We start from the raw sequence: 16,345 nt of genomic DNA, 5'->3' as shown, positions 1-16,345 counted from the left end.
GCATGAAGCTGGTCCTCGCCTCCAACAATGCCAAGAAGCTCGTCGAGCTGCAGGCCCTGTTCACGCCGCTCGGTATCGAGCTGGTGAACCAGGGCAGCCTGGGCATCCCGGAGGCCGAAGAACCCTTCGACACCTTTGCGGAGAACGCCCTGGTCAAGGCCCGTCATGCGGCCAGGCTGAGCGGCCTGCCTGCGCTGGCCGACGACTCGGGCCTGAGCGTCGACGCGCTGGGCGGCGCGCCCGGTGTGCGCTCGGCGCGCTACGCGCTCGACGCCGGTGGCGAGAAGAGCGATGCGGCCAACAACGAGCGCCTGCTGCGCGAGATGGCTGCGATCGAGGACCGCCGCGCACGCTTTGTCTGCGCTCTCGTCGCGGTGCGCAGCGCCGACGACCCCGAGCCGCTGATCGCGATGGGCCGCTGGAGCGGCGAGATCCTGGCCGCGCCGAGCGGCGAGGGCGGCTTTGGCTACGACCCGCTGATGCACATCCCGGCCCTGGGCCGGACCGTGGCCAGCCTGAGTGCCGAGGTCAAGAATCGCCACAGCCATCGTGCCTTGGCTGCGGTTCATCTGATCGAGCAATTCCGCGAGGTCTGGCGCCTCGGGTGAGTGATGGCTGACGTTGTTCATCTGATGCGTCCGGGCACGCTGCAGCTGCCCGCACTGCCCCCGCTCGCCCTCTATGTGCACCTGCCCTGGTGCCTGCGCAAATGCCCCTACTGCGACTTCAACTCGCATGAGGTCAAGGAYGGCGCGCTGGCCATCGACACGGCCGAGGCCTAYCTCGCCGCGCTGCGTGACGACCTCGAAGCCGCGCTGCCGCTGATCTGGGGGCGGCATGTCGTCAGCATCTTCATCGGCGGCGGCACGCCCAGCCTCTTCAACCCCGAGCAGATCGCCCAGCTGATCTCCGACATCCGCGCCCGCCTGCCGCTGGAGCCGGGCTGCGAGATCACGCTGGAAGCCAACCCGGGCACCTTCGAGCGCGAGCGCTTCAAGGGCTTCCGTCAGGCCGGCGTGACGCGCTTGTCAGTGGGCGTGCAGAGCTTCGACGATGCGCAACTGAAGGCGCTGGGTCGCGTGCACAGCTCGGCCCAGGCGCGCGAGGCGCTGGCGGAGGCTGCCTCGGCCTTCGAGACCTTCAACCTCGACCTGATGTATGCCCTGCCGGGCCAGACGCTGGACGATCTGGCGCGGGAACTGGACACGGCGCTGAGCTTCAAGCCGCCGCATCTGTCCATCTACCACCTGACCATCGAGCCCAACACGGTGTTCGCGACGCGCACGCCGGCCGGGCTGCCCGATGCGGATCTGGCCAGCGACATGCTGGACCTGATCACGGCGCGCACCGGCGCCGATGGCTTGGCGCGTTATGAAGTCTCGGCCTATGCCCGCGACGGCCACCGCTGCGCGCACAACTTCAACTACTGGCAGTTTGGCGACTACCTCGGCATCGGCGCCGGCGCCCACAGCAAGCTGAGCTTTCCCAACCGCGTGCTGCGCCAGGTGCGCTGGCGCGAGCCGGCGGCCTTCATGGCCCAGACCAACAAGGTCAGCAACGAGCACGAGGTCGCGCGCAAGGACCTGCCCTTCGAGTTCATGCTGAACGCGTTGCGGCTGAAGGAGGGCGTCACGATGACGCAGTTCCTGGAGCGCACCGGACTGCCCGTTTCCAGCATCTCGGCCGGCATGGCCAAGGGCCGTGCGCAAGGGCTGCTGGAGGCCGATCCGGCCCGCATCCAGCCCACGGCGCGTGGTTTCGACTTCCTCAGCGATCTACAGCAGCTGTTTCTGTGAGTCGTTGTTGGAGTGCGGCGATCTCGGCGTGCAGCCAGTCGCAGAAGGCGCGCACGGCCGGGTCGTCGCGCAGCGCCTCGGGGTAGACCACGTGATAGTCGCGCCCGGCATCCAGATCCAGCTCCTGCGCGGCCACGCGCACCAGGCGCCCATCCAGCAGCGCGTCGCCGGCGATCAACTCCCGCGCCAGTGCCACGCCCATGCCCTGCTCGGCGGCCTGCAGCAGCACGCCGGCATCGTTGAAGCTCGCCACGACGACAGGCGCGATCGGCAACCCGGCCAGCGCAAACCATTCGCGCCAGACGTCGACGTCGTCCAGCAGCGGTTGTGAGGCCAGCGCCTCCAGCGGCTGGCCAATCAGCCGGTGCGCCAGGGCCGGTGCGGCGACGGCGATCAGCGGCGAGTGGAAGAGACGCTCGTTGACGAGGCCGGCCCAGCCGCCGCGGCCGACGCGCAGGCCGACCTGGTAGCCCTCGCGCTCCAGGTCGACGACTTGCTGGCCGGTGTGCAGGTCCAGCGTGATGCAGGGCTGCAGGGCCTGCCAGCGCGGCAGGCGGGGCATCAGCCAACGCTGGGCGAAGGAGGGCAGGGAGGTCACGCGCAGCATCTGCGCCTGGTTGCCATGCGCCTGGCCGGCCGCGAGCAGGCCGGCCTGCAGTTCGGCAAACACCTTGCTGACCGCACGTTGCAGGGCTTGTCCCGCCGGATTCAGCACCAAGCGCCGGCCCTGGCGGGTGAAGACCTCGAAGCCCAGGGCCGTTTCCAGGCCGCGGATCTGCTGGCTGACGGCGCTGTGCGTCAGGTGCAGGCTCTCGGCCGCGGCGCGCAGGTTCTCGGTCTGGGCCGCAGCACGGAAGGCGGCCAGGTAGTGCAGGGGAAAGCGGTCCAGTAAGGCCATCTGGTAAGCCAATCCAACCAATCAGTGCAGAAATAAGCGTTTCTCAGCGCGGCGCTGGATGCATAGCATAACCAGCACTTGAAGGAGATCCACCATGAACACGCTGCCCCGCTGGCTTGCTTTTGCCTCTTTTGCCGCCGTTCTCGTGCTCGCCACGACGACCGCCCGGGCCTTCACGGATGCCAATGCCGAACTGAAGGAGGCGGCCGCGGACCGCTCGAACCGTGTCGTCGTGGTTGGCAAGGCCGCGCCTCCCGCACAGACGGCATGGGTACCAGCCAGCCCGAAGTCGCTGGACGGTTTCAAGCCGGTGTTCCCGAACGACTCCGTCGTCGTCGCCCGCCAGCGCCCGCTGCTGCTGGCCAAGGCGGAGGTGCCGGCCAGCGCCTCCAAGCGCTGAGCTTCTAGACGCGGTTGAGCGAGATGCCCGACGTCGCGCGGAGCCGCTCCAGCACCTTGGTCGCGATCTGGTTCAGCGGCAGCACCTCGTCCGCCGCGCCGGCCGCAATGGCCTCGCGCGGCATGCCGAAGACGACGCAGCTCGCCTCGTCCTGGCAGTAGTTGTAGGCGCCGGCGTCCTTCATGACCTTCATGGCCTTGGCGCCGTCGGCGCCCATCCCGGTCAGCATGATGCCGATGGCGTTCGGGCCGACGGTCTTGGCCGCCGACAGGAACAGCGCCTCGACCGAAGGCTTGTGGCGGTTGATGGGCTCGCCGTCCTGCACGCGCGCGATGTAGTTGGCGCCGCTGCGTTCCACGCTGAGATGCATGCCGCCCGGCGCGATATAGCCGTGGCCGGGCAGGATGCGCTCGCCGTCCTGGGCTTCCTTGACGCGGATCTTGCACAGGCCGTCCAGGCGCGCCGCATAGCTCTTGGTGAAACCGGGCGGCATGTGCTGGGTGATGACGACGGCCGGGCTGTCGGCCGGCAGGTTGATCAGCACGTCCTTGGTGGCCTCGGTGCCGCCGGTGGAGGCGCCGATGAAGATGATCTTCTCGGTCGAGGCCTTGCCCAGGCTGGCCATCGTCACGGCCTTGACCGGCGCTGGCGCCGCCGTGCCGGGTGCTGGCGGCGGCGGGGCGCGGCGGATGTGCGCCTTGGAGGCGATGCGGATCTTGTCGGTGATGTCCTGGGCCAGCAGCTTGATGCCGTCGGCGACGCCGATCTTGGGCTTGGCGACGAAGTCGATGGCGCCCAGCTCCAGCGCCTTCAACGTGACCTCGGCGCCGCGCTCGGTCAGCGTGGACACCATCACCACCGGCATGGGCCGCAGCCGCATCAGGCGCGACAGGAAATCCAGCCCGTCCATGCGCGGCATCTCGACGTCCAGCGTGATGACGTCGGGGTTGAGGTTGCGGATCATCTCGCGCGCGACCAGCGGGTCGGCGGCCGCGCCTATGCATTCCATGTCGGACTGCCGGTTGATGATCTCGGTGAGGATGGAGCGCACCAGCGCCGAGTCGTCCACCACCACGACTTTGGTCTTGGCCATCGTTGGCCTCCTAGAACAGATCGATGGAGCCGCCGCTGCTGGCGACCGGCTGCACCTTTTGGATTGCTGCCCTGTCCTGCTGGACCAGCGCGTCGGTATTCGTCGGTGCCAGGCGCTTGACCATGGCCTTGCCGCTGGCGGGCAGGAAACAGACCTTGCGGGGGTACACGTCCATCACGTCCTTGGACACGATGGGGATGCGCTCCAGCTTCAGGAAGTCGATGACGAAATTGGTGTTGCGCTCGCCGACGTTGAGCGAATTCATGCCCGAGATGACGGCGCCGCCGCCGAAGATCTTGGCTTCCATGCGGGCCTTGCTGGCGCCGCGCTTCATCATCTCGTTGATCAGCAGTTCCATCGCGTAGGAACCGTAGCGGCCCGAGTCGCCATTGCCCTCGGGCAGCATGAAGTGGTTCATGCCGCCGACCTTGGCGACGCGGTCCCACAGGCAGGCAGCGATGCAGGAGCCCAGCGTCGTCATGACGAGCAGGTCCTCCTGGTCGACGAAGTACTCGCCCGGCAGGATCTTGACGGCCGCGTTCTTGAAGTGGGCGTCGTAGAAGAAGAACGAGGCCTCGCCCTGCTTGCGAGGCTGGGCCTTGAGGTGGTTGACCTTGGCGACCCCGGCCGGGTTGCCGAAGCCGATGGTGGGTGCGGAGGCGAGGGGAGTGCTCATGCTCAGACCCGTTCGTAGATGGTTTTTCCGCGCAGTTTGAACAGGTCGCGGGCCTCGGTGAAGTTCTCCGAGTGCCCGACGAACAGCAGCCCTCCCGGCCGCATGACGCGGTGGATGCGCTCCAGCACCTTGCGCTGGGTGGGCGCATCGAAATAGATCATCACGTTGCGGCAGAACACCATGTGGAAGGGGTCGCCCAACTGCCACTGCGCGTCCATCAGGTTCAGCGCGCGGAACTCGACCCAGCGCTGCAACTCGGGTTTGACGCGGATCTTGCCGGAGTTGGCGCCGGTGCCGCGCATGAAGAAGTTCTTCAGCCGCGTCGCGTCCAGGCCGCGCGCATCGGCGTTGTAGACGCCGCGCTTGGCCGCGGCCAGCACATTGGTGTCGATGTCGCTGGAGACGAGCTGCACCGAGGCGCTGGCGCCCAGGGCCTCGCTGCAGGTCATCAGGATGGAATAGGGCTCTTCGCCGGTGGAGGCGGCGCAGCACCAGATGCGCACCGGCTTGCCGACGTAGGGCTTGAGGTCGTCCTTCAAGGCGTGGAAATGGTGTTCCTCGCGGAAGAACGACGTCAGATTGGTCGTCAGGCAGTTGACGAACTCCTGCCATTCGGCGGCGCCCGATGCGCCGCTGGAGGATTCCAGCCACTGCAGATAGCTCGCGAAGCTCTTGTGCCCGGTCTCGCGCAGGCGCCGCGACAGCCGGCTGTAGACCATCGCATGCTTGCCGTCATGCAGGCTGATGCCGGCATGCTTGTAGATCAGCTCGCGCACACGGTCGAAGTCGGCCTTGCTGAAACTGAACTCGTGATCGAGGGCGTCGTTGCCGGTGGCGAGGTCGGGTGCGGGCATGTCTAAAAATCAGATTTGTTGGTGCTCGCAGCAGTTCTGGCGTGGCGCGCCGATTCTGCACCGCAGGGCGTTTGTACGGTCCTGGTCCGGTCCAGCATAGTGCAAACAGGCCTCAGGAACGTGCCTGTTTCACGACCTGGACACACAGGGGCCGCTGCTAGACTGCCCCGAAACCACAATCCAGTCTTCCGTCCCAACCTTTGGAACACCGCTTGCCCGCCCCCCACCTGATCGACGCCGAAGTGCTCGTTCTGGACCAGGCCCTGCAGTTGCTGCAGCAGGCCGGGGCGTTGCTTCCGGACGAAGAACCGATGAGCGCCGCCTGGTTGCAGGCCGTGCTCGATGCGCTGTGTGATCTCTCCAGCCGCGACGCGCTGACGGGCCTCGTCAACCGCCGCAGCTTCGAGATGGCCCTGGCCCGCGAGGTCGACCGCGTCGCCCGCTCCGGTGAGGGCGCGCTGCTGCTGATGCTGGACATCGACCATTTCAAGGCGGTCAACGACACCCACGGCCATGGTGCCGGTGACCAGGTCATCCGCGCCGTGGCCCGCGCCGTCGAGCAAACGGTGCGGCCCATGGACCTCGTCGCCCGCGTGGGTGGCGAGGAGTTCGCCATCATCCTGCCCAACTGCGCCTCGCATGTGGGCCTGGCCGTGGCCGAGCGGGTGCGCGAGCGCGTGTCCGAACTCGCCATCGAGGTCGGCCCGGGCCAGATGCTCAGTGTCACCGTCAGCCTGGGCGGCGCCTTCGCGCCGCAATGGGTGCGCTCGTCGCCACTGCTGTGGACGGAGCGGTCCGACCGCCAGCTCTACCGCGCCAAGGCCGAAGGCCGCAACCGCGCCTGCCTCGAACCCCAGATCGACTCCCTGGTCAGCGCCGAAGAAAAGGGCATGTTGTTCGCCTCCCTGAATCTCGAAACGCAACAGGACACGATATGAGCCCTGCACGGCCGCCCGAAAGGGCTCGCACCGCAGTGCGCAGCACGAAGGTTTTCATATGACTACGACCTCCGATCCTGCTGCCCCCACGCCGCCGCCGGCACGCCCGGCGCGCTCCGGCGCCCGCACCCTCGCCGTGACCAGCGGCAAGGGCGGCGTCGGCAAGACCTTCGTCACCGCCAACCTCGCCGCGGCCCTGGCCGCGCGCGGCCAGAAGGTGCTGGTGCTGGACGCCGACCTGGGCCTGGCCAACCTCGATGTGGTGCTGAACCTGCACCCCAAGCTGACGCTGCACGACGTCTTCACCGAGAAGGCCACGCTGGAGCAGGCCATCCTGCCCGCGCCGGGCGGCTTCTCCGTGCTGCTGGCCGGTTCGGGCATGGTCGAGTATTCGCGCCTGACGCCCGAGGTGCGCGACAAGCTGCTGCACATCATCGACCTCGTCAAGCCGCGTTTCGACTGGGTGCTGCTGGACACGGGTGCCGGCATCTCCGACGTCGTGCTGTTCGCGATCTCGCTGGCCACCGACGTCCTCGTCGTCGCCACGCCCGAGCCCACGTCGCTCACCGATGCCTACGCCACCATCAAGGTGCTGGCCACGCAGCAGGACCGCCGCCATGTGGGCCTGCTCGTCAACCAGGCCAACCGCGTCGGCGAGGGCAAGTTGATCTGCGGCCAGTTGCAGCAGGTGCTGCAGCGCTTCGTCGGCCCGACGCCGGGCCAGAGCTTCCGGCTCGAGCTCTACGGTGAGGTCAAGGCCGATGTCGCCGTCAAGCAGGCCGTGCTCAAGCGCCAGCTGATGCTGGAGCACTACCCCGGCTGCGACGCAGCCCAGGCCATCAAGGCGCTCGCCTCCAAACTCCTTGGCTGAATCGACTCCCACCACTGCCTTCGAATGGGCAGGCGGCGAGGCGCGGGTGCGCGAACTCGTCGACCGCTTCTACGACCTGATGGACCTGGAGCCCGCCTACGCGCGGCTGCGCGCGGCGCATGGCGACATGCTGGACAGCGCGCGCGACAAGCTGTTCTGGTTCTTGTGCGGCTGGCTCGGCGGCCCTGACCACTACATCAGCCGCTTCGGCCACCCGCGCTTGAAGGCGCGGCATATGCCGTTTCGCATCGGCATCGCCGAGCGCGACGAGTGGCTGGCCTGCATGGGCCAGGCCATGCAGGAAACCGGGGTGGACCCGGCCCTGCAGGCCCGTCTGGCCGAGTCCTTCGCAGGAACGGCCGACTGGATGAGAAACGTCTAGTCGAGGCGGAACGCGAAGTCCTGCTGGAAGGTCGCGTCGCCCTGGCACTGGTAGCCGGCGAGGGCGGACTCCACCGAGCGTTGCAGCGAGCGCTTGGTCTTGCTGTCCAGCGCGCCCTGGGCCACGCGGAAGTCCGTGCCGACGACGCGGCCGCCGCGCACGGTGGCGATCACTTGCAGCACGGCTTCGCCGGCCCAGTTGACGACAGGCACCTCGGGCTTGGGCATCATGGAGCAGACGGCGCCGGGCGCCTTGATGCTGGTGTCGGGCTTGGTCGTCGGTGGGACGACCGTCGGAACCGTGCCAGCCGTCGGCCCATCGGTGATGGGACCCGGTTCGCGGACCACGGTGCCGCGGATGACGGGATCTTGCGGTGCGACCACGGGCTCCGTGGGTTCCGGAATCGGAATGTGCACATCGCGGAAGATCGGGCGAGGCGGAAGCGCCGGCTCCTGGGGCGGCGGAATTTCCCGGACCTCGGGCGGCAGCGGCTTGATCGGTGTGCTCTCGTGCCGTGGCGGGGGTGTCTTCATCAGCCCTGCACTCAGCGCATAGATCGCGGCCAGATGCAGCGCGACGACGAAACCGATACCCACATAGCTCTTGGGCTGGGGCGCACGATCGGAAAAGGTAAGGGACATGGGCTCTCCTCGTTGGGGCTGGGAAACCGGATGTCGCGCTGATGGCGGCTCGAGCCCAGACTACTCCGGGCTAACCGGACTGGTCAATGGCGTTGCACCGCGTGTCTGCCGCGCGACGCGACAGCCCGGTGTCATTCGCCGTCAGCGGCGCGTCAGGCCGTTCCGCTGGGCAACGCGCGCGCTCGGCCAGCGGCGGCACGCGTGCTAACGTGCCCGTCCTGCGCGCCGCGCGCTTCGCCATCTTGAAGGGACGCTCTCCATGCACCGGAAACTGTTCTTCTGCGTCGCCCTCGCCGCCAGCGCGCTGGCCCATGCCCAGCCGGCGGCGGATGCCTGGACCAACGTGTCTCCAGCGCCGGATGACCGCTACACCAACCCGAAGAGCAAGCTCTACGCCGGTCCCAACGGCTGGTTCAACTACGGCGAGTTGCGCGCCAGCGCGGGCGCCAAGGAGTACGCCCTCAAGGCCGGCTTGCTGTATCTCGCCACGTCCGAGGCCTTCGTGCTGGCGCCCAGCGACAAGCTGCAAGTGGCCTCGCTGAACTTCGGCAGTGCCACGCCGGCGCCGGGCGTCTACCAGGTCGCCGCCCAGCCCAATCTCGCGGCCCGCAAGGTGAAGGTGAACTTCGCCGACGTGTCCAACAAGAAGATCGTCGAATGGAACTCCGGCGGTGCAGCCAAGGGCAGCGTCACCGTGAGCCAGGTCAACGGCTTTCTGTACTTCAAGGCGCGTGATCTGCAACTCACGCCCTCGGGCCTGCACAACGCCGGTGACCTGAAGCGCCCGCTGGTGCTGGGGATCGAAGGCGCCAGCAAGATCGAATAGGCGCGCGCGGCGTCGCTTCGTCAGGGCGTTCCCGCCAGCAGCACGACGAGGGCGCCCGCGCCGCCGTCGCTGGCGCGCGCCTGCACGAAGGCCAGCACCTCGTTCTTCTGCACCAGCCAGCGCCGCACGCGGCCCTTGAGCACCGGCTCGCGGCCCGGCGAGCCGTGGCCCTTGCCGTGCACCACGCGCACGCAGCGCAGGCCGCGCCGCGCGCTGTCATGGATGAAGAGGCCCAGGGCCTCTCGGGCCGCGTCGCGGCGCAGCCCATGCAGGTCAAGCTGGGCCTGCAGCGACCAGTGGCCGCGGCGCAGTTTGCGCACCACCTCCAGGCTGATGCCTTCGCGGCGAAAGCTCAGCGTCTCGTCGGTGTCCAGCAGCGTGTCGACGTCGATCTCGTCGGACAGGGCCTGCAGCAGCACGGCGCGCTCGTCGGCTTCGCGCTGGCGCGGCTCGGGCGCCGGCTGTTCGAGTTCGTGGATGAAACGGTCCATGCTGCGCAGCGGCGTCACCGGGCCGACGGTCAGCTCGAAGACCCGCCTTTCCTGCTCGGCCAGGCGCACGGCGGCGGCGACGCGCTCGCGCTCGATCTCGGCGGCCAGCCTGGCCGCGGCCAGTTCGCGCGCCAGCGGCTTCAGGTCGGCGAGGCTGCGCACGGTCCTGGCGCTCACAGCAGCCCCCGCTCGGCGAAGGACACGACCCCACTCGCGCCGACGACGAAATGGTCGACGACGCGCACGTCCACCAGCGCCAGGGCCTGGCTCAGATGCTGGGTCAGCAGTTCATCGGCCCGCGACGGCTCGGCCACGCCGCTGGGGTGGTTGTGGGCCAGGATGGCGGCGCCTGCGCCCAGGGCCAAGGCCCGCTTGACGACCTCGCGCGGGTGCACRGTCGTCTGCGTCAGGCTGCCCTGGAACAGCGTCTCCATCGCAATGAGGCGCAGCTGAGCGTCCAGGAACAGCACCGCGAAGACCTCGTGACCCAGGCCGCCCAGGTGCAGGCGCAGATAGGTCTTCACCGTGTCGACGTCGTTCATGGCCGGCTTTTCGGCCAGTTGCTGGTTCAGCGAACGCCGCGCGATCTCCAGCACGGCGGCAATCTCGGCGCGCTTGGCGGGCCCGAGGCCCTTGACCTTGGCCAGGTCCTGAACACTCGCCGCCAGCAGCCCCGCCCAGCCGCCAAAGCGGTCCAGCAGGCTCTGCGCCAGCTGCAGCACGGGCAGGCCCGGGAGGCCGGTGCGCAGCAGCAGGGCCAGCAGTTCGGCGTCCGCCAGTGCCTGCGGACCGCGGGCGAGCAGCTTCTCGCGCGGACGGGCTTCCGGGGGTAGATGGGTCAACGACATAAAATCGCGCCCAGTCTAGCCAAGCGTTTCTCTTCCTCGCATGAACCCTATCCAGGCCGGGTCCTTCCTGACCCTGCACTACCGGCTCTCGGGCCCGGACGGCGCCGACATCGTCAATACCTTTGACGACAAGCCCGCCACCCTGTCCCTGGGCGCCGGCCAGTTGTCGCCGGCCATCGAGGCGCGCCTCATCGGCCTGCCCGAGGGCGCGCACGAGCGCTTCACGCTGGCGCCGGGCGAGGCCTTTGGCGAGCGCAACCCCGAGCTGCTGCAGCGCGTGAAGCTCAGCCTGCTGCGCCAGCTGGGCGACCCGGACGAGGTCTACAACGTCGGCGACGTGGTGCAGTTCCCCGGACCGGACGGGCAGGGCGGCTACGCCGGCGTCGTGCGCGAGCTGGGCGACGAGGCCCTGCTGTTTGATTTCAACCATCCCCTCGCTGGCCAGCCGGTCAGCTTCGAGGTGCAAGTGATCGGGGTGCTGTGATGAACGCCGTCATCCTTCCCCAGGAAGTCGTGCTGGCCGAGCCACGCGGTTTTTGCGCGGGCGTGGACCGGGCCATCGAGATCGTCGAGCGGGCCCTCGTGAAGTTCGGTTCGCCCATCTATGTGCGCCACGAGATCGTCCACAACACCTATGTCGTCAACGACCTGAAGTCGCGCGGCGCCATCTTCATCGAGGACCTGGCCGAGGTGCCGCCCGGCGCGACGCTGGTGTTCAGCGCCCATGGCGTCAGCCAGGAGGTGCGCCGCGAGGCCGCCGCACGCGGCTTCACGGTGTTCGACGCCACCTGCCCGCTGGTGACCAAGGTCCACGTCGAGGTGGCCAAGCTGCACCGCGAGGGCTATGAATTCATCATGATCGGCCACAAGGGCCATCCCGAGGTCGAGGGCACGATGGGCCAGCTGTCCGAGGGCATCTTCCTTGTGGAGGACGTCGAGGACGTGGCCAAGGTGCGGGTCAAGGACCAGGCCAGGCTGGCCGTCGTCACGCAGACGACGCTGAGCGTGGACGACGCCGCCGMCATCCTGGCCGAGGTGAAGCGYGTCTTCCCGCAGGTGCGCGAGCCCAAGCAGCAGGACATCTGCTACGCCACCCAGAACCGCCAGGACGCCGTCAAGGTGCTGGCGCCGCAGGTCGACGTCGTCATCGTCGTCGGCAGCCCCACCAGCTCCAACAGCAACCGCCTGCGCGAGCTGGCCGAGCGCCTGGGCACGCCGGGCTATATGGTCGATGCCGCCGAAGACCTGCGGGCCGAGTGGCTGGAAGGCCGCGCCCGCGTGGGCCTGACGGCCGGCGCCTCGGCGCCCGATGTGCTGGTGCAGGCCGTCATCGACCGCCTGCGCGCCCTCGGCGCCACGACGGTGCGCAGCCTGCCGGGCGTCGAAGAGCATGTGCGCTTCCCGCTGCCCATGGGCCTGGGCGACAAGTCCATGGCCGAGGTGAGTTCGTCCCGATCCTGATGCCGGTGCGTCCAGCTCCCGGCGGCGCCTGACATCGGCGCCGCTTGTCTATTCGATTCCCAAGGTTTTATCCCATGCTCGACATCACCCAGCTGCGCAAGGACCTCGATGCCGTCATCGAGCGCCTGAACGCGCGCAAGAACCCCCAGACCTTCCTCGACGTGGAGCGCTTCAAGTCGCTCGAAGGCGAGCGCCGCGCGGTGCAGGTGCGCACCGAGGAGCTGCAGGCGCGCCGCAACGCGCTGTCCAAGCAGATCGGCATGGCCAAGGGCAAGGGCGAGGACGCCTCGGCGCTGATGAGCGAAGTCGGTGGCATTGCCGACGAGCTGAAGACCGGCGCCGAACGCCTGGACGCCATCCAGGTCGAGCTGAACACGCTGCTGATGAGCGTGCCCAACCTGCCGGACGCCAGCGTGCCGGCGGGTGTGGATGAAAACGGCAATGTCGAAGTGCGCCGCTGGGGCACGCCCAAGTCCTTCGATTTCCCGGTCAAGGACCACGTCGACCTCGGCGCGCCGCTGGGCCTGGACTTCGAGATGGGCGCCAAGCTCTCGGGCTCGCGCTTCGCCTTCCTGAAGGGCCCGGCCGCACGCCTGCACCGTGCGCTTGCCCAGTTCATGCTCGACGTGCAGACCACCGAGCACGGCTACACCGAGTGCTACACGCCCTATATCGTCAACCGCGAGATCCTCGAGGGCACGGGCCAGCTGCCCAAGTTCAAGGAAGACATGTTCTGGGTGCTGCGCGGCGGCGACGAGGAGCAGGTCGAGCAGTACCTGATCTCCACCTCGGAAATCTCGCTGACCAACACCGTGCGCGAGAGCGTGCTCAAGCCCGAGGACCTGCCCGTCAAGCTGACGGCGCACAGCCCCTGCTTCCGTTCGGAAGCCGGCTCTGCTGGCCGTGACACGCGTGGCCTTATCCGCCAGCACCAGTTCGACAAGGTCGAGATGGTGCGCATCGAGCTGCCCGAGAACAGCATGGCCGCGCTGGAAGAGATGACCGGCCACGCCGAAGCTGTGCTTCAAAAGCTCGGCCTGCCTTACCGCACGGTGCTGCTGTGCAGCGGCGACATGGGCTTTGGCTCGACCAAGACCTATGACCTCGAAGTCTGGCTGCCGGCGCAGGACACCTTCCGCGAGATCAGCTCCTGCTCGAACATGGGCGCCTTCCAGGCCCGCCGCATGCAGGCGCGCTTCAAGAACGCCCAGGGCAAGAACGAGTTCGTGCACACGCTGAACGGCTCCGGCCTGGCCGTCGGCCGGACCTTGGTTGCCGTGCTCGAGAACTACCAGAACGCGGACGGCAGCATCACGGTGCCCGAGGCGCTGCGCCCCTATCTGGGTGGTGTCGACACCTTGCGCGGCTGAACCGAAAAATCCTGGCTATAATGCTGGGCTCAGCTCGCACCAGATTCGGAGAGGTGGCAGAGTGGTTGAATGTACCTGACTCGAAATCAGGCGGACGGTAACGTCTCGGGGGTTCGAATCCCCCCCTCTCCTCCAGACCAAGCCCGCCGGCAACCCCGGCGGGCTTTTTCTTTGTGCGCTCAGCGCGGCAGCTGTTGCAGCTCGACGCCGACCTTCACGGCTTGCGCGCCCTTGTTCGCCCACATCCAGCAATGCGCCGGCTCGGCGTCGAAGGTCTGCAGGCCCTGGGCGCGTTCGGCGCGCTCCAACCGGGCCACGTAGACGACCTCCTTGCCCTGGTGGACGTGGATGTTGAAGGGCAGGGCGGCCGTGGCCTCGAAAGACCACTGGACACGGCTGCCCTTGGGCAGCTTGCCGCAGACCTCCAGCACCTCCTTGGGCGCCAGCGTCGTCGCGTGGGCGAAGCGGCCTTCGCTCGTCCAGTCAATGTCGACAACCTGCGCAGCAGCGAGGGCGGGGCCGCTCGCGGCGAGGCAGAGCAGGGTGATGGCAGTCTTCATTTCGCCACCTCGATGTGCGTGACGATGAACTGGCTGCCCTCGTGTGCGGCCTTGAAGCGCACCTTGTCGCCGACCTTGAGGCCTTCGAGCAGGCGCTTGTCGCGGGCCTGGAAGACCATGGTCATGGCCGGCATGTCCAGGGACTTGATCTCGCCATGGCGCAGCGTCAGCTTGGCCGCGGCAAGATCGATCTTGCGGATCTCGGCATCGGTCATCGCATCGGCAGCAGCCGACGCTGCGGCAGCAGGCGCTTCGGCGGCCAGGGGCAGGGCGGGTGCCGCCAGCAGCGCGGCGCAGAGAAGCAGTTTTTTCATGGATGGGATTCCTCGATTCAACGCGCGCGGACGATGAACTTGCCGCGCATGCCAGCCTGGAAATGGCCAGCGATGAGGCAGGCGAAGTCGAACTCGCCCGCACGGTTGAAGGTCCAGACGATTTCACCGGTCTGGCCCGGCTTCACATGGGCCATATAGGGCTCGTCATGCTCCATGTCCGGGAACCTCAGCATCAATGCCGCGTGTTCCTCCAGCTCCTGCTGGGTGCCGATGACAAGCTCGTGCAGTACGGCACCGCGGTTGCGCATGACGAGGCGGACGGTCTCGCCCTGGCGGACCTCGATGCGCGACGGCATGAAGCGCATGTCGTCGCTCATCCTGATCTCGATGGCGCGCTTGGCGGCACGGCGTTCGCCGGCGATGCCCCAGGGTTTCTGTTCCTTCCTGGCCGCGCCAGGCGCGCTTGCGGCATGGTCTCCGTGGGCATGGGCAGCGACAGCCGCGAAGGCCAGCGCGAACGTGATGATGAGGGTCTTCATCGTGATCTCAGTGGCCATGATGGCCGTTGGGTTTGCGGACCTGTACTTCGACGTCTCCGGGTTGGGACGCCGGCGTGTCCGGAGCCTTGGGCGCAGGCGGCGCGTCGCCCACTTCTCGCGCCAGCGTGCCGGGCGGGTGCTGGAACCAGCCAGGGTCGGCGTAGTCGCCGCGCTTGAGGCCGCGCCTGACCTTGAGCATGCTGAACATGCCACCCATCGCGACCGGGCCGAAGGGGCCCTCGCCCGCCATCATGGGCGCCGTGTTGTCGGGCAGGGGCATGCTCATCTCGGTCATGTCGTGCATACCACGCTCGCCCATGACCATGTAGTCCGGCACCAGCTTGCGAATCTTGGCCGTCAGGCCGCTGTGGTCGACGCCGATCATGGTCGGCACCGCATGGCCCATCGCATTCATCGTGTGGTGGGCCTTGTGGCAGTGGAAGGCCCAGTCGCCTTCCTCGTCGGCGACGAACTCGACCTGGCGCATCTGGCCGACCGCCACATCCGTCGTCACCTCGGGCCAGCGTGCCGTCCTGGGCACCGGGCCGCCATCCGTGCCCGTGACCATGAACTCATGGCCGTGGATGTGGATGGGGTGGTTGGTCATCGTCAGGTTGCCGATGCGGATGCGCACCCGGTCACCCTGGCGCGCCACCAGCGGCGCGATGCCGGGGAAGACGCGGCTGTTCCAGCTCCACAGATTGAAGTCCAGCATGGTCATGACCTTGGGCGTCGCGCTGCCGGGCTCGATGTCGTAGGCGTTGAGCAGGAAGGCGTAGTCGCGATCGACCTCGTCGATCTGCGGGTGCTTCGCTTTCGGGTGCGTGATCCACAGGCCCATCATGCCCATGGCCATCTGCACCATCTCGTCGGCATGGGGGTGGTACATGAAGGTGCCGGGGCGGCGTGCGACGAATTCGTAGACCCAGGTCTTGCCCGGCGGGATGGGTGGCTGCGTCAGGCCGGTCACGCCGTCCATGCCATTGGGCAGGCGCTGGCCATGCCAATGCATGCTGGTGACCTCGGGCAGGCGGTTGGTCACGTAGATGCGCACCCGGTCGCCCTCGACGACCTCGATGGTGGGCCCCGGGCTCTGGCCGTTGTAGCCCCACAGATGGGCCTTGAAGCCGGGCGCCATCTCGCGCACGACGGGCTCGGCGACGAGGTGGAATTCCTTGACGCCGGCGTTCATGCGCCAGGGCGCCGTCCAGCCGTTCAGCGTGACAACGGGGTTGTAGGGCCGGCCATTGGGCGGCACGAGGGGGGCTTGCGTGTCGGGCGAGGTCTGGATGACGGGCTCGGGCAGGGCCGCGAGGGCCGCCTTGGAGACCGCGGCCAGTGACGCCAGCGTCGAGCCCGCGAGCAGGGAACGTCGGTTGAACATGGAGATGTCCTCGGGGTTCAGTGGGGCGCCGCGCCAGCCGTG

The 16,345-nt window shown here is 67.9% G+C and carries 21 protein-coding genes and 1 tRNA gene; 11 read left to right on the top strand and 11 right to left on the bottom strand.

Annotated features, from left to right (window positions below):
* Positions 1–2: 2 nt before the first annotated feature.
* On the top strand, positions 3–608 hold the full coding sequence (gene rdgB / locus AC1DW3_RS25525) for an RdgB/HAM1 family non-canonical purine NTP pyrophosphatase (protein WP_477936158.1): 606 nt from the start codon (positions 3–5) through the stop codon (positions 606–608).
* Positions 609–611: 3 nt separating this feature from the next.
* Positions 612–1,796 (top strand): radical SAM family heme chaperone HemW, encoded by a 1,185-nt coding sequence (gene hemW, locus AC1DW3_RS25520; RefSeq protein WP_477936156.1) that lies wholly within the window; start codon positions 612–614, stop codon positions 1,794–1,796.
* Here hemW and AC1DW3_RS25515 read toward each other — a convergent pair.
* Positions 1,768–2,694: a LysR substrate-binding domain-containing protein gene (locus AC1DW3_RS25515; protein ID WP_477936154.1), complete on the bottom strand. Its 927-nt coding sequence runs from the start codon at positions 2,692–2,694 to the stop codon at positions 1,768–1,770. The two genes, hemW and AC1DW3_RS25515, sit on opposite strands and share 29 nt — an antisense overlap.
* A gap of 94 nt (positions 2,695–2,788) precedes the next feature.
* On the opposite strand from AC1DW3_RS25515, the gene AC1DW3_RS25510 reads away from it, so the two are divergent.
* On the top strand, positions 2,789–3,094 hold the full coding sequence (locus AC1DW3_RS25510; protein ID WP_477936153.1) for a hypothetical protein: 306 nt from the start codon (positions 2,789–2,791) through the stop codon (positions 3,092–3,094).
* Between the two features lie 4 nt (positions 3,095–3,098).
* Here the strand turns inward: AC1DW3_RS25510 and AC1DW3_RS25505 are convergent, their stop codons facing one another.
* The 3 genes from AC1DW3_RS25505 to AC1DW3_RS25495 are packed head-to-tail and all read right to left on the bottom strand — an operon-like array spanning position 3,099 to position 5,717.
* On the bottom strand, positions 3,099–4,187 hold the full coding sequence (locus AC1DW3_RS25505) for a protein-glutamate methylesterase/protein-glutamine glutaminase (RefSeq protein WP_477936151.1): 1,089 nt from the start codon (positions 4,185–4,187) through the stop codon (positions 3,099–3,101).
* A 10-nt stretch (positions 4,188–4,197) separates the two neighbouring features.
* Positions 4,198–4,863 carry a chemoreceptor glutamine deamidase CheD gene (cheD, locus tag AC1DW3_RS25500; RefSeq protein ID WP_477936149.1) on the bottom strand — a complete coding sequence of 222 codons (666 nt, stop codon included), beginning with the start codon at positions 4,861–4,863 and terminating at the stop codon, positions 4,198–4,200.
* A gap of 2 nt (positions 4,864–4,865) precedes the next feature.
* Positions 4,866–5,717, bottom strand: a complete 852-nt coding sequence (locus AC1DW3_RS25495) for a CheR family methyltransferase (protein ID WP_477936147.1) — start codon at positions 5,715–5,717, stop codon at positions 4,866–4,868.
* A gap of 212 nt (positions 5,718–5,929) precedes the next feature.
* Here AC1DW3_RS25495 and AC1DW3_RS25490 point away from each other — a divergent pair, with 212 nt between their 5' ends.
* Genes AC1DW3_RS25490 through AC1DW3_RS25480 form a run of 3 tightly spaced genes read left to right on the top strand, consistent with a single transcriptional unit; the run spans position 5,930 to position 7,908 of the window.
* Positions 5,930–6,655: a GGDEF domain-containing protein gene (locus tag AC1DW3_RS25490; protein ID WP_477936145.1), complete on the top strand. Its 726-nt coding sequence runs from the start codon at positions 5,930–5,932 to the stop codon at positions 6,653–6,655.
* Between the two features lie 58 nt (positions 6,656–6,713).
* Positions 6,714–7,526, top strand: coding sequence for a MinD/ParA family protein (locus AC1DW3_RS25485; protein ID WP_477936143.1), 813 nt, complete (start codon positions 6,714–6,716; stop codon positions 7,524–7,526).
* Positions 7,519–7,908: a group II truncated hemoglobin gene (locus AC1DW3_RS25480; protein ID WP_477936141.1), complete on the top strand. Its 390-nt coding sequence runs from the start codon at positions 7,519–7,521 to the stop codon at positions 7,906–7,908. Before AC1DW3_RS25485 ends, AC1DW3_RS25480 begins: the two co-directional genes overlap by 8 nt.
* On the opposite strand, the gene AC1DW3_RS25475 is transcribed toward AC1DW3_RS25480, so the two are convergent.
* Positions 7,905–8,549 carry a hypothetical protein gene (locus AC1DW3_RS25475; protein WP_477936139.1) on the bottom strand — a complete coding sequence of 215 codons (645 nt, stop codon included), beginning with the start codon at positions 8,547–8,549 and terminating at the stop codon, positions 7,905–7,907. The two genes, AC1DW3_RS25480 and AC1DW3_RS25475, sit on opposite strands and share 4 nt — an antisense overlap.
* 259 nt (positions 8,550–8,808) lie before the next feature.
* Here AC1DW3_RS25475 and AC1DW3_RS25470 point away from each other — a divergent pair, with 259 nt between their 5' ends.
* Positions 8,809–9,375: a hypothetical protein gene (locus AC1DW3_RS25470; RefSeq protein ID WP_477936137.1), complete on the top strand. Its 567-nt coding sequence runs from the start codon at positions 8,809–8,811 to the stop codon at positions 9,373–9,375.
* 20 nt (positions 9,376–9,395) lie between these two features.
* Here the strand turns inward: AC1DW3_RS25470 and AC1DW3_RS25465 are convergent, their stop codons facing one another.
* Both AC1DW3_RS25465 and radC read right to left on the bottom strand, forming a co-directional pair.
* The gene (locus AC1DW3_RS25465) at positions 9,396–10,043 is read right to left on the bottom strand and encodes a Smr/MutS family protein (protein WP_477936135.1); all 648 of its coding nucleotides are present in this window, start codon (positions 10,041–10,043) and stop codon (positions 9,396–9,398) included.
* The gene (radC, locus tag AC1DW3_RS25460) at positions 10,040–10,714 is read right to left on the bottom strand and encodes a RadC family protein (RefSeq protein WP_477936133.1); all 675 of its coding nucleotides are present in this window, start codon (positions 10,712–10,714) and stop codon (positions 10,040–10,042) included. Before radC ends, AC1DW3_RS25465 begins: the two co-directional genes overlap by 4 nt.
* Positions 10,715–10,754: 40 nt before the next feature.
* On the opposite strand from radC, the gene AC1DW3_RS25455 reads away from it, so the two are divergent.
* The 4 genes from AC1DW3_RS25455 to AC1DW3_RS25440 all read left to right on the top strand — a co-directional run bounded on the left by AC1DW3_RS25455 (position 10,755) and on the right by AC1DW3_RS25440 (position 13,680).
* Positions 10,755–11,198, top strand: coding sequence for an FKBP-type peptidyl-prolyl cis-trans isomerase (locus tag AC1DW3_RS25455; protein WP_477936131.1), 444 nt, complete (start codon positions 10,755–10,757; stop codon positions 11,196–11,198).
* Positions 11,198–12,175, top strand: coding sequence for a 4-hydroxy-3-methylbut-2-enyl diphosphate reductase (gene ispH / locus AC1DW3_RS25450; RefSeq protein ID WP_477936129.1), 978 nt, complete (start codon positions 11,198–11,200; stop codon positions 12,173–12,175). Before AC1DW3_RS25455 ends, ispH begins: the two co-directional genes overlap by 1 nt.
* A gap of 74 nt (positions 12,176–12,249) precedes the next feature.
* Positions 12,250–13,545: a serine--tRNA ligase gene (gene serS / locus AC1DW3_RS25445; RefSeq protein WP_477936127.1), complete on the top strand. Its 1,296-nt coding sequence runs from the start codon at positions 12,250–12,252 to the stop codon at positions 13,543–13,545.
* 47 nt (positions 13,546–13,592) lie between these two features.
* Positions 13,593–13,680 (top strand) — tRNA-Ser (locus AC1DW3_RS25440).
* Between the two features lie 44 nt (positions 13,681–13,724).
* Here AC1DW3_RS25440 and AC1DW3_RS25435 read toward each other — a convergent pair.
* Genes AC1DW3_RS25435 through AC1DW3_RS25420 form a run of 4 tightly spaced genes read right to left on the bottom strand, consistent with a single transcriptional unit; the run spans position 13,725 to position 16,303 of the window.
* Positions 13,725–14,105 carry a hypothetical protein gene (locus tag AC1DW3_RS25435; RefSeq protein ID WP_477936125.1) on the bottom strand — a complete coding sequence of 127 codons (381 nt, stop codon included), beginning with the start codon at positions 14,103–14,105 and terminating at the stop codon, positions 13,725–13,727.
* Complete coding sequence (locus AC1DW3_RS25430; RefSeq protein ID WP_477936123.1) at positions 14,102–14,419, bottom strand: copper-binding protein; 318 nt, start codon at positions 14,417–14,419, stop codon at positions 14,102–14,104. Before AC1DW3_RS25430 ends, AC1DW3_RS25435 begins: the two co-directional genes overlap by 4 nt.
* Positions 14,420–14,436: 17 nt before the next feature.
* Positions 14,437–14,919, bottom strand: a complete 483-nt coding sequence (locus tag AC1DW3_RS25425) for a cupredoxin domain-containing protein (RefSeq protein WP_477936121.1) — start codon at positions 14,917–14,919, stop codon at positions 14,437–14,439.
* Positions 14,920–14,926: 7 nt separating this feature from the next.
* Positions 14,927–16,303, bottom strand: a complete 1,377-nt coding sequence (locus AC1DW3_RS25420; protein ID WP_477936200.1) for a multicopper oxidase family protein — start codon at positions 16,301–16,303, stop codon at positions 14,927–14,929.
* Between the last annotated feature and the right edge of the window lie 42 nt (positions 16,304–16,345).

The sequence above is a fragment of the Roseateles sp. P2_H4 genome (genome assembly GCF_056403315.1).
This window is presented reverse-complemented; position numbering and strand designations above follow the sequence as displayed.

What these genes read in the sequence shown, in the direction of transcription:
- AC1DW3_RS25505 (WP_477936151.1), bottom strand. Translation starts at nt 4,187, where the DNA reads ATGGCCAAGACCAAAGTCGTGGTGGTGGACGACTCGGCGCTGGTGCGC.
- AC1DW3_RS25420 (WP_477936200.1), bottom strand. Translation starts at nt 16,303, where the DNA reads ATGTTCAACCGACGTTCCCTGCTCGCGGGCTCGACGCTGGCGTCACTG.
- AC1DW3_RS25430 (WP_477936123.1), bottom strand. Translation starts at nt 14,419, where the DNA reads ATGAAAAAACTGCTTCTCTGCGCCGCGCTGCTGGCGGCACCCGCCCTG.
- rdgB (WP_477936158.1), top strand. Translation starts at nt 3, where the DNA reads ATGAAGCTGGTCCTCGCCTCCAACAATGCCAAGAAGCTCGTCGAGCTG.
- AC1DW3_RS25495 (WP_477936147.1), bottom strand. Translation starts at nt 5,717, where the DNA reads ATGCCCGCACCCGACCTCGCCACCGGCAACGACGCCCTCGATCACGAG.
- AC1DW3_RS25510 (WP_477936153.1), top strand. Translation starts at nt 2,789, where the DNA reads ATGAACACGCTGCCCCGCTGGCTTGCTTTTGCCTCTTTTGCCGCCGTT.
- AC1DW3_RS25515 (WP_477936154.1), bottom strand. Translation starts at nt 2,694, where the DNA reads ATGGCCTTACTGGACCGCTTTCCCCTGCACTACCTGGCCGCCTTCCGT.
- AC1DW3_RS25455 (WP_477936131.1), top strand. Translation starts at nt 10,755, where the DNA reads ATGAACCCTATCCAGGCCGGGTCCTTCCTGACCCTGCACTACCGGCTC.
- AC1DW3_RS25470 (WP_477936137.1), top strand. Translation starts at nt 8,809, where the DNA reads ATGCACCGGAAACTGTTCTTCTGCGTCGCCCTCGCCGCCAGCGCGCTG.
- AC1DW3_RS25435 (WP_477936125.1), bottom strand. Translation starts at nt 14,105, where the DNA reads ATGAAGACTGCCATCACCCTGCTCTGCCTCGCCGCGAGCGGCCCCGCC.
- serS (WP_477936127.1), top strand. Translation starts at nt 12,250, where the DNA reads ATGCTCGACATCACCCAGCTGCGCAAGGACCTCGATGCCGTCATCGAG.
- AC1DW3_RS25425 (WP_477936121.1), bottom strand. Translation starts at nt 14,919, where the DNA reads ATGAAGACCCTCATCATCACGTTCGCGCTGGCCTTCGCGGCTGTCGCT.
- AC1DW3_RS25475 (WP_477936139.1), bottom strand. Translation starts at nt 8,549, where the DNA reads ATGTCCCTTACCTTTTCCGATCGTGCGCCCCAGCCCAAGAGCTATGTG.
- cheD (WP_477936149.1), bottom strand. Translation starts at nt 4,863, where the DNA reads ATGAGCACTCCCCTCGCCTCCGCACCCACCATCGGCTTCGGCAACCCG.
- AC1DW3_RS25485 (WP_477936143.1), top strand. Translation starts at nt 6,714, where the DNA reads ATGACTACGACCTCCGATCCTGCTGCCCCCACGCCGCCGCCGGCACGC.